Source organism: Pantoea sp. S62, assembly GCF_016658625.1.
Lineage (GTDB): Bacteria > Pseudomonadota > Gammaproteobacteria > Enterobacterales > Enterobacteriaceae > Pantoea > Pantoea vagans.
Map to the genome: position 1 here is coordinate 1 of NZ_JACVVI010000037.1, position 7,984 is coordinate 7,984.

Below are 7,984 nucleotides of genomic sequence, written 5' to 3' on the forward strand. Positions count from 1 at the left end.
GTATCTCTCAGGTCAGCATCGCCGTCAGCCAGATGGACGGGGTCACGCAGAACAACGCCGCCCTGGTGGAGGAGTCGTCTTCAGCATCGCAGTCGCTGTCAGAGCAGGCCGGCGCCCTGCGCGGCATGGTGGAGACCTTCCGCGTATGATGAACGACAGACACGCCGTATTCGCCGGCACGGACCGTATTACGTCTCTTAAGGCCGACGTGGACGCGCTGCTGCGGCAGCTCAGCGAGGGGGAATACCTGAGCGTGGACACGTTTGCCAACAACTGGGTTCACCTGACGGCCCTGTACGCGAAAATTCAGGAGCAGATGAACGACCGGGTCCTGATGGACCGGCTGGTCCGCACGGACCTGCTGCTCACCGCAGACCTGATGGCGGTGGGCCGGATGATTATGGTCATGAACAATTTTCTGCGCTGCACGGCAGCCCTGCGATTATAGAGCTACGGGATTTACCCCGGAGGCGTCCTGCCCGTTACGTTACGGACCCGGTTAACGTTGACATCAATTTAATCTGACTCAATACTGTGCGCGCCTCAAGGGGCCGCACAGCGGCGGCTGTCGGTCCTGTCAGGGAAACTGACTGCCTGACTGAAATTATCCGGCTCCCTGAGTACCCGCGCCTGCCTCAGCCGTCCCGCCTGAAAGAAGTGGCTCTGCCCGGAAGAAGTGATGATATGAAAGATGAAACAACAGGCAGCCCTGATGCGGCTCCCGAAACCATAGACCAGTTCCTGTGCTTTGCGCTTTACTCCGCGTCGCTTGCCATGACGAAGCTCTATCAGCCCCGGCTGAAGCCGCTGGGACTGACCTATCCGCAGTACCTGGTGCTGCTGGTGCTCTGGGAAAAAGATGGCCTCACGCTCTCCGAGGTCGGCGCGCGCGTCCGGCTGGACTCGGGCACGCTCAGCCAGCTCCTGAAAAGGCTGGAGCAGTCCGGCATTCTGTTTAGGCAGCGTGACACGCAGCATGATGAACGCCGCGTGCTGATTTTCCTGACGGAGGAGGGCCGCCGGCTGAAGGTAACGGCCGCCGGCGTGCCGGCGGACATGGTGTCGGTGATGGATACCGCCTGTGATGAGCTGAGTGAGCTGACGGTGCGGGTCGCCGCGCTGCGGGAAAGGCTGGTGCGCGCCCGGGTATAATACTTTTTACGCTTTCCGTCTGGTGCGGGAGGCATCATAAACCCGCCGGGCGGGATGAATGACGCCGTTTCCGGTGATAAGAGCAGGACATTTATGTCCCAGGAGTCTGAGTTGGGTACCGCCAGTCAGGATAATGACGAAAGCGTTCAGTCAGTGATAGGGCATGCCGTCTCAAGCCTGCTGAAGTCAGGTAAAGAGATAGATGTGAAGGAGATACTGGCTTTCCTGAAACAGCAGGAAACCCTGTCGGCAGACGGCCGCAAAAGGCTTTACGGCCAGGCAATCCGCGTCGTCGCAGGCGAAACGGACTGAGGATGTCGCCTGCCGGCTGAAGCACAGCCGACAGGCGGTTGTTTCAGTGCCTGTACGCAGCACCCGGCGCAGACGCGCCGGCGAATTCAGAGGCATCAGAACCCTTCAGGACCCGGCCGTTTTTCTTGTTTCGCATGCATAAGGCCGCTTCGGCTTCGCGGATGGCGGAAAAGGTTGCCTTCCGGCTGGCGGCATCCGTTTCCGTCATCAGCATCTGCTGCAGCCTGCGGAGCAGCGCGGCCTCATTAACCGGCATTTCCTCTCTGAGTAAAAAAAGCACCGCCTCGCCGAGCTTTTCATCTGCCCGTTTTTCATCTTCTGTTCTGTACATGACATCGCATTCCTGGTTTCAGTGAGGGCAGATGCCGGCCGTGCCGGTATCTGCCGGAGGACTCTGACCTCAATGGTAGCCTCTGCGACGGTATGTTCAACCGGAAATTTATGCACAGTCCGGCCGGCGACCGCACGGCATCCTGCCCGCCGGAGTAACGGCGGTACATCCTGAGGTAGACGTCTGCCGGCATAAAGCCGGACAGTACGGGTGTCGGCGTGTTGCTTACGCGCCCGCAATCTTTTCCACTGGTTGCCATCCTGAACTATCAGTGTGTGCCACTAACTTTCTGATGAACTTAACTATTTTTCTGAGGTCAGAATAATATCGGGAGACTTCCCGTAACGAATTTCCCCGCCGCTGGCGGGTTTTTTTTTGCCTCATATCGCGTCCCCGGGTGAGGTGCTGCAGCCGGTCCGAACGTGCGGCATGACCGGCGCTGTCATTTCTGCCGGTTCGCTTGCGTATCCCCTTTTTTGTATCAGAATTACCCTGTGCCTGTTTCTGAAACACCGGGCACGACGAGTTATTCTGAACTTTTTTACTGGTTCGCCCGTCAAGATGGCGGGTTTTTTTATGTTCATGTCGCGGTTCCGCGAAGGTCGTGTGAACAGCCTGGCGCTTTCCCTGCCGGCACGCAGGCAGATACAGCTGCAGGTAAACAGACGTGCGGGTATACCCGCACGGGAGTGCCCGACAGACATTCACAGACTGTCTTCAGCCCGCGTCCAGGGCGAGCGTAATGTCTGGCAGTTGCAGGACTGAACGTTATTTCTGTTCCAGAGACGTCACGCCGGTCAGCTTATCAAGGGCTTCATGATTGATTTCATCATCCGCACTGTCGACCGCTGCGGAAATGCTCAGCAGGGCCTGCAACTCGCCTAACAGAATGGCGGCATCGGATTTAAGCAGTTCATCGGTCTCTGCGGAGTCAATCACGGTATTGATGGCCTTGTTCGCACTTTCAATCATCTCCGTTACGCCCCCCTCCCGGCTCACCGCCAGAACAAGTGCGCTGATCAGCAGCGACTGTGCCTCAACGCGTGCTGTCAGCTGTTTCATGCCGGCATCAATGTGTGAAATTTTAGCCAGCATGCTCAGTACCACGTTTTTCATAGCGTCTGCTCCGGTTAAAACGCCGATTTTACCCCTCCGTCCCGGCTCTGCCTACGGATACGCTCTGAAAATACTTGCGGCAGTCCTGGAATGCGTGCAGTCATCAGGAAATAAATGGCCGCCCCTCACTTTCGCTATCTTCAGAGGCGCAGTGCCGTGCTGACGTGCATTTTCTGAAAAGGACACCGGTGAAAAACTCTCGATTCATCGGAATGCCGGGTATCAGTGTCCTGAGACAGGCAGGAATAGAAGGCTGCGAACGGTTTCCGCCGCCATCCTGACGGGTGCTGTGCAGGCAGCCCTCTCACCTGAGGATGCTTTAATCCGAAAAGGGGATGCCGGAGCCGGGGAGTGCCGGTTACAGGCACCAGGGCAGAGTCTGCCGGTCGCCGGAAAATACATGACTGAACTGAAGGTCCGCCCTGAACGGGGAGCGGATCTCAAAACAATAGCGGCAGGCAAGTTCAGCCAGATTAAAAATAACAAACCGGCTACAAACCCGTTGCCGCCAGGCACTCATACAAACTTCTGCAGCACACTGATCGCCTGCTCAATACCTTTTTCACGCCCGCCTTTGAAGCCTTCTGTGCCCTGCTGAGTTTTCTGCAGAACATTGATAAGCGACTGAACGACAAATTCACGATTACGACCAGGCACTTCAGGTACCGCACCGCCAGTTTCATTACAGATGGCTTATCCTTCAACAAAATCGCTCTCTGAAGATATGACCTTTTCCTTCACCAGTTTTCAGGTGTATAAGCCCGGACATTCCTTATTAACACACAAGTTCAGGTCCGGACTTCTGGCAGCGGCGTGCCCGTTTTCAGGGCAAAAAAAACCGCCATCACGGCGGTACAAAGAGGAATACTGATATGCTTGTTTTTATCGCGGTCAGCCGGAGCCGCCGGCCGGTCTTAATCATAAAAAAGATCGCCACGATAACAAGCGTAAGCGGCGAAAAAAACGTTCTAATACCTGGTCACCTCAGCCGGCACGGCTGAGCATGAGTACCGGCCTTCCGGAGTTTAGTCCATAAAAAAACCCGCCATATTTAAGCGGGCTTAATAAAAAAAGATCACATTTTACGGCAAACAGGCCGGGAAGCGGCCTCCCTTCAGCATGGAAGAAATAAGGGCGGCAGCACAAGCTGGCCTGAGTGCAGCGGCGAAATAAATACCTCAGCCCCGGTCACCTGAAGATGCCCGGGTAATACAAAAACCGCGTCTGTTATAATTACCGGTAGTTTCAGATGCTCAAGGAGACAACCGATGCCGGATTCATCCCGCGCCCTCACCTCATGCGGCAACGATATTTACGCCGACTACGAACGCCGTACCGCCGACGTCACCGCGCTGCTGGACAGTATGTGCCGGACCCTGGGCAGTAAAAGCCTGCCCGAAAGAAACCGCCTTTATCACGTTGCCGGGCTTGCACATGCGCTCTGGGCATTCAGGACTACGGCCATTCAGGAAACCACGCCCGCCTGGCGGGTGCGCCGGCATCATGATGAACAGCACCTGCAGGCGCTGATCCGCAGCATCAGGCCGTAACCCTGAATTTTCTTAATCACCCGCTTATCCTTATTTTTTACCTCTGATAAAATAACGGCTGTCAGGACGTAAGCACGTACACGGACGTTCCGGGCAACAGCACAGAACGAGGCCAGATTGGAAATAACTTACAGCATTGATTTTCAGTACAAACCACGCGGAAGTGAAAGGCCGGTTGCGTCCGGCAACGTGATCAGAAGCTCAGGTGAGGAAACGCCGGTGATGTTTATTCCCGACGTGGGCGATTTTGTGGAAATCGGCGGCAATCCCGCAAGGGACAGTAACCTCTCCTCTTTCCGGGGCGTGGTGGTCTCTCGCTTTTTCCGCTACGACCGTCAGTCGGACAGTGAGGTGTTCTGTCATGTTAACCTCATCGTGGAAGAGTCGTTCCAGAACTTCGGCCACCTGGTTCAGGACTAAGGCTGCGCAGCGGGCTTCATAACAAATGGCTCCCGCAGGGGGGAGCCAGACATCAGTACCAGAATAGAGAGAAAGCAGTTCCGGTCATCCTCTGCTCTGGTGCTGCACACTCCCGTTACCGGCATGTTTCCCAGGAACGTGAGCGCAGCGGCAGCAGTCAACGGCACGTCCGTCGACTGCCGGGCTGGCCCCGGCAGGCCGGCTCTTCCTCAGATAACAGAAGATCGCAGAAATGGAAGAACACCATCTGACGCTGAAAATTTTTGTCGGATTAGCGGCAATTGTTTCAATCTGGCTTGATTTCAGAGCGGAAAAAAGAAAACCGAATGCCGATCCGTTTATAGAAGCGGCAGACGCCGCCGAACGTCACCGCTGCCGTTATGCCCGATGGGGCGTCCGGGCGGTACAGCTTTCACTGGGAATTTATCTGCTGTGGACGGTAATGAGATTCATACTGACGTAGCCGCTCCGATTTACCATAACCCCTCACTGGCCGCAGCGGCTTTCAGCGCCATCCTGCGGCCTGATGGCCATTTCCTGCACCTTTTCTGAAAACTCTTCTGTTGATTCCGGCATGTCTGCAGGCTATGCAATGTGATCTGTTCTAAACGGATGAGTGAATGCAGATATTGTAAACGTCCGTTTCTGGTACAAAAGCAGACATTACAAATACGGTCGCGGGGTCCGCTTTGGGTGAACAGAGTTCGCTATGTTTTCGTTTTAAAAATAACATTCTTTCGGGCATTGCGATTATTACGCACCGGCCTGCCTTATGAGGGCTGTAGATGGGCGGTAAAACGTGCATATATCAGACGCCCTTCAGAGAGTCTGATTTTGCTTTCTGTGCGGCCCCGGGCGGCCAAAAAGAAAGCCCTGAAGCAGCCCGCAGCCGGACGTCCGGAGCCATTCCGCCTGCTCTTCTTTTTCAACGCCTTCTGCCACCACCTCCAGCCCGAGCTCGCGACACAGCGTCAGGACGGCACCGACAATTGCCGCCGCGCCCGCATCTGAAATTAAATCACTGATAAAGGATCGGTCAATTTTGATTTTGCTGAACAGGCGGGTACGCAGGTAGCTCAGTGATGAATAGCCTGTGCCAAAGTCGTCCAGTACGATATGCACCCCCATCTCCTTCAGCTCATGAATGACGCGATAGCTGTCTTCCGGATGTTCAAACAGGGCCGACTCCGTAATTTCCAGCTCAAGCCGGTGTGGCTCAAGCCCGCTCTGCTGCAGAGCGTGTCTGACGATGTCGGCCAGCCGGGGCTCGCGAAACTGGCAGGGCGAAAGGTTTACGGCTATGCGTTCGCTGTCAGGCCAGCCGGCCACTTCTGCACACGCCCGCCTGAGGGCAAAAGCCCCCATCTCATGGATAAGACCGGTCTGCTCTGCGAGAGGAATAAACACCGACGGCGGTACGCTGCCCCTGACGGGATGGTACCAGCGCATGAGTGCCTCATAAGACACCGTCACACCCGAGCGGCTGTCAACAACGGGCTGGTAAAAAAGCTGTAACTCACCGTTCGCCAGCGCGCTGCGCAGGTCATTCTCCAGGCTGAAGCGCTCTGCCGCCGCACTGGCCAGCCGGGAGGAGAAAATCGCGTAGCCGTTGCGCCCGGCAGCTTTCGCCTCATACAGCGCAATGTCGGCGGCGGCAAGCATATCTTCCGCATGACGCACGTCGCCACTGCAGAGACAGATACCGATGCTGCATCCGGACATGACTTTCCGGTCGCCGATTGTAAACGGCTCCGACAGCACACCGGTAAACCGGCGGGCTGTTTCGCCCGCCACCTCCGGATTAATCATACCGGGCAGGAGAATGACAAATTCGTCGCCGCCCGTTCGTGCCAGCAAATCGCCGGTGCTCAGGATGGCCTGCAGCCGGTCAGAGATTTCAGTAAGCAGCGCGTCCCCGGCAGCATGCCCCAGTGCATCATTCACGAGTTTGAAGCGGTCGACATCGAGTATCATGAGCGTAAAAGGCAGGCTACCCTTCAGAAATCCGTCAAGCGCCGGCATGACACCCCGGCGGTTCAGCAGGCCCGTGAGAGGATCGTGCAGGGCCTGATAAGCCGACCTGGCTGTAGCCTGCTGCTCAGCGGTAATATCCAGCACGGTGAAAAGAATAAATTCTCCAGCGCCGCTGGTTTTCAGCCTTTCTGCCGCGACCCTCAGAGCCGTCTCCGGCACCTTCTCTCCGGAGGTGAAGGTTTCGACAAGCCCGTCGCCCGGCGAAAGGTGCAGGCCGCGTCTGAATATTGTCTCCAGGTCCGCGTGTCCCGTTACGGACTGCCGGGTAAGGATGTTGCCACTTAGCACAAGTGCTCTGAGCCACGCCGAGTGGATGGCAGACTGATTTGTGCGGACAATCTTCCCCGAGTTTGCGTCACACAGAATCAGCGCACAGGGGGTGTGACTAAATATCTCATCCAGCAGCTGGCTGGCATCCGACAGTTCGGCCTCGCGCCGGCTGATAACCCGCTGCGCATTGCTGAGCGCCACTCTCTCTTCATAATGACGTGATACGTCACGCACGATTTTGATGAAAGTAGCCTGCTCACCTTCTGCCGGGCAAAGAAACTCAATGTCCACAAGCGCCCTGAAGACGCTGCCATCTCTGCGCAGGCGCCAGCCTTCTGCAGAATAGCGTCCGTGCTCACGGGCAGCGGCAAGGTTTTCTTCCGGCACGTTCCTGGCCCGCTCATCGCCATCGTAGAAGACCGAGAAGTGCAGCCCTGTAATCTCCGCCCTTTCCCATCCCTTGATATTCCGGGCCCCCCGGTTCCAGCTCAGGATCTCCCCGGATGAGGACAGCAGGTATATGGCGCACACTGACGTCTCAGAGACCGCCACGCCGAGTCGATCACTGGCATCAGATTTCATAGATCAGTTCCTGAACGGTTCATAAAATACGGCGGAAATATTCCGGTTCGCAGTTCTGTCAGCTTTCATCATATGCGGAAGGTTTCCACCACGCCGCGCAGGTCCCGGGCCTGAGCCGACAGTGACTGTGAAGCCGTGGAAGACTCCTCCACGAGTGCCGCGTTACTCTGCGTGACCCCGTCCATCTGGCTGACGGCGATGCTGACCTGAGAGATAC

General features: G+C 56.4%; 10 protein-coding genes. 6 read left to right on the forward strand and 4 right to left on the reverse strand.

Annotation, left to right across the window (positions count from 1 at the left end; all coding sequences use genetic code 11):
• Positions 1-145 precede the first annotated feature (145 nt).
• From IBT54_RS24680 to IBT54_RS24690, 3 genes are all read left to right on the forward strand, one after another.
• On the forward strand, positions 146-448 hold the full coding sequence (locus IBT54_RS24680; RefSeq protein ID WP_201253298.1) for a hypothetical protein: 303 nt from the start codon (positions 146-148) through the stop codon (positions 446-448).
• Positions 449-684: 236 nt separating this feature from the next.
• The gene (locus IBT54_RS24685) at positions 685-1,152 is read left to right on the forward strand and encodes a MarR family winged helix-turn-helix transcriptional regulator (RefSeq protein WP_201253299.1); all 468 of its coding nucleotides are present in this window, start codon (positions 685-687) and stop codon (positions 1,150-1,152) included.
• 93 nt (positions 1,153-1,245) lie between these two features.
• Positions 1,246-1,464, forward strand: coding sequence for a hypothetical protein (locus tag IBT54_RS24690; protein WP_201253300.1), 219 nt, complete (start codon positions 1,246-1,248; stop codon positions 1,462-1,464).
• A gap of 43 nt (positions 1,465-1,507) precedes the next feature.
• On the opposite strand, the gene IBT54_RS24695 is transcribed toward IBT54_RS24690, so the two are convergent.
• From IBT54_RS24695 to IBT54_RS24705, 3 genes are all read right to left on the reverse strand, one after another.
• Positions 1,508-1,795, reverse strand: coding sequence for a hypothetical protein (locus tag IBT54_RS24695; protein WP_201253301.1), 288 nt, complete (start codon positions 1,793-1,795; stop codon positions 1,508-1,510).
• Between the two features lie 768 nt (positions 1,796-2,563).
• A complete protein-coding gene (gene iraP / locus IBT54_RS24700; RefSeq protein ID WP_201253302.1) occupies positions 2,564-2,911 on the reverse strand; it encodes an anti-adapter protein IraP in 348 nt (115 codons plus the stop codon).
• A gap of 516 nt (positions 2,912-3,427) precedes the next feature.
• Positions 3,428-3,568 carry a hypothetical protein gene (locus tag IBT54_RS24705; protein ID WP_201253303.1) on the reverse strand — a complete coding sequence of 47 codons (141 nt, stop codon included), beginning with the start codon at positions 3,566-3,568 and terminating at the stop codon, positions 3,428-3,430.
• Between the two features lie 611 nt (positions 3,569-4,179).
• Between IBT54_RS24705 and IBT54_RS24710 the strand changes: the two genes are divergently transcribed.
• The 3 genes from IBT54_RS24710 to IBT54_RS24720 all read left to right on the forward strand — a co-directional run bounded on the left by IBT54_RS24710 (position 4,180) and on the right by IBT54_RS24720 (position 5,344).
• Entirely contained in the window at positions 4,180-4,461 is a 282-nt protein-coding gene (locus IBT54_RS24710; protein WP_201253304.1) for a hypothetical protein, read from the forward strand.
• A gap of 117 nt (positions 4,462-4,578) precedes the next feature.
• Complete coding sequence (locus IBT54_RS24715) at positions 4,579-4,881, forward strand: hypothetical protein (RefSeq protein ID WP_201253305.1); 303 nt, start codon at positions 4,579-4,581, stop codon at positions 4,879-4,881.
• A gap of 232 nt (positions 4,882-5,113) precedes the next feature.
• Positions 5,114-5,344, forward strand: a complete 231-nt coding sequence (locus IBT54_RS24720) for a hypothetical protein (RefSeq protein WP_201253306.1) — start codon at positions 5,114-5,116, stop codon at positions 5,342-5,344.
• A 356-nt stretch (positions 5,345-5,700) separates the two neighbouring features.
• Here IBT54_RS24720 and IBT54_RS24725 read toward each other — a convergent pair whose 3' ends face one another.
• Positions 5,701-7,767: a bifunctional diguanylate cyclase/phosphodiesterase gene (locus IBT54_RS24725; RefSeq protein ID WP_201253307.1), complete on the reverse strand. Its 2,067-nt coding sequence runs from the start codon at positions 7,765-7,767 to the stop codon at positions 5,701-5,703.
• Positions 7,768-7,984 lie beyond the last annotated feature (217 nt).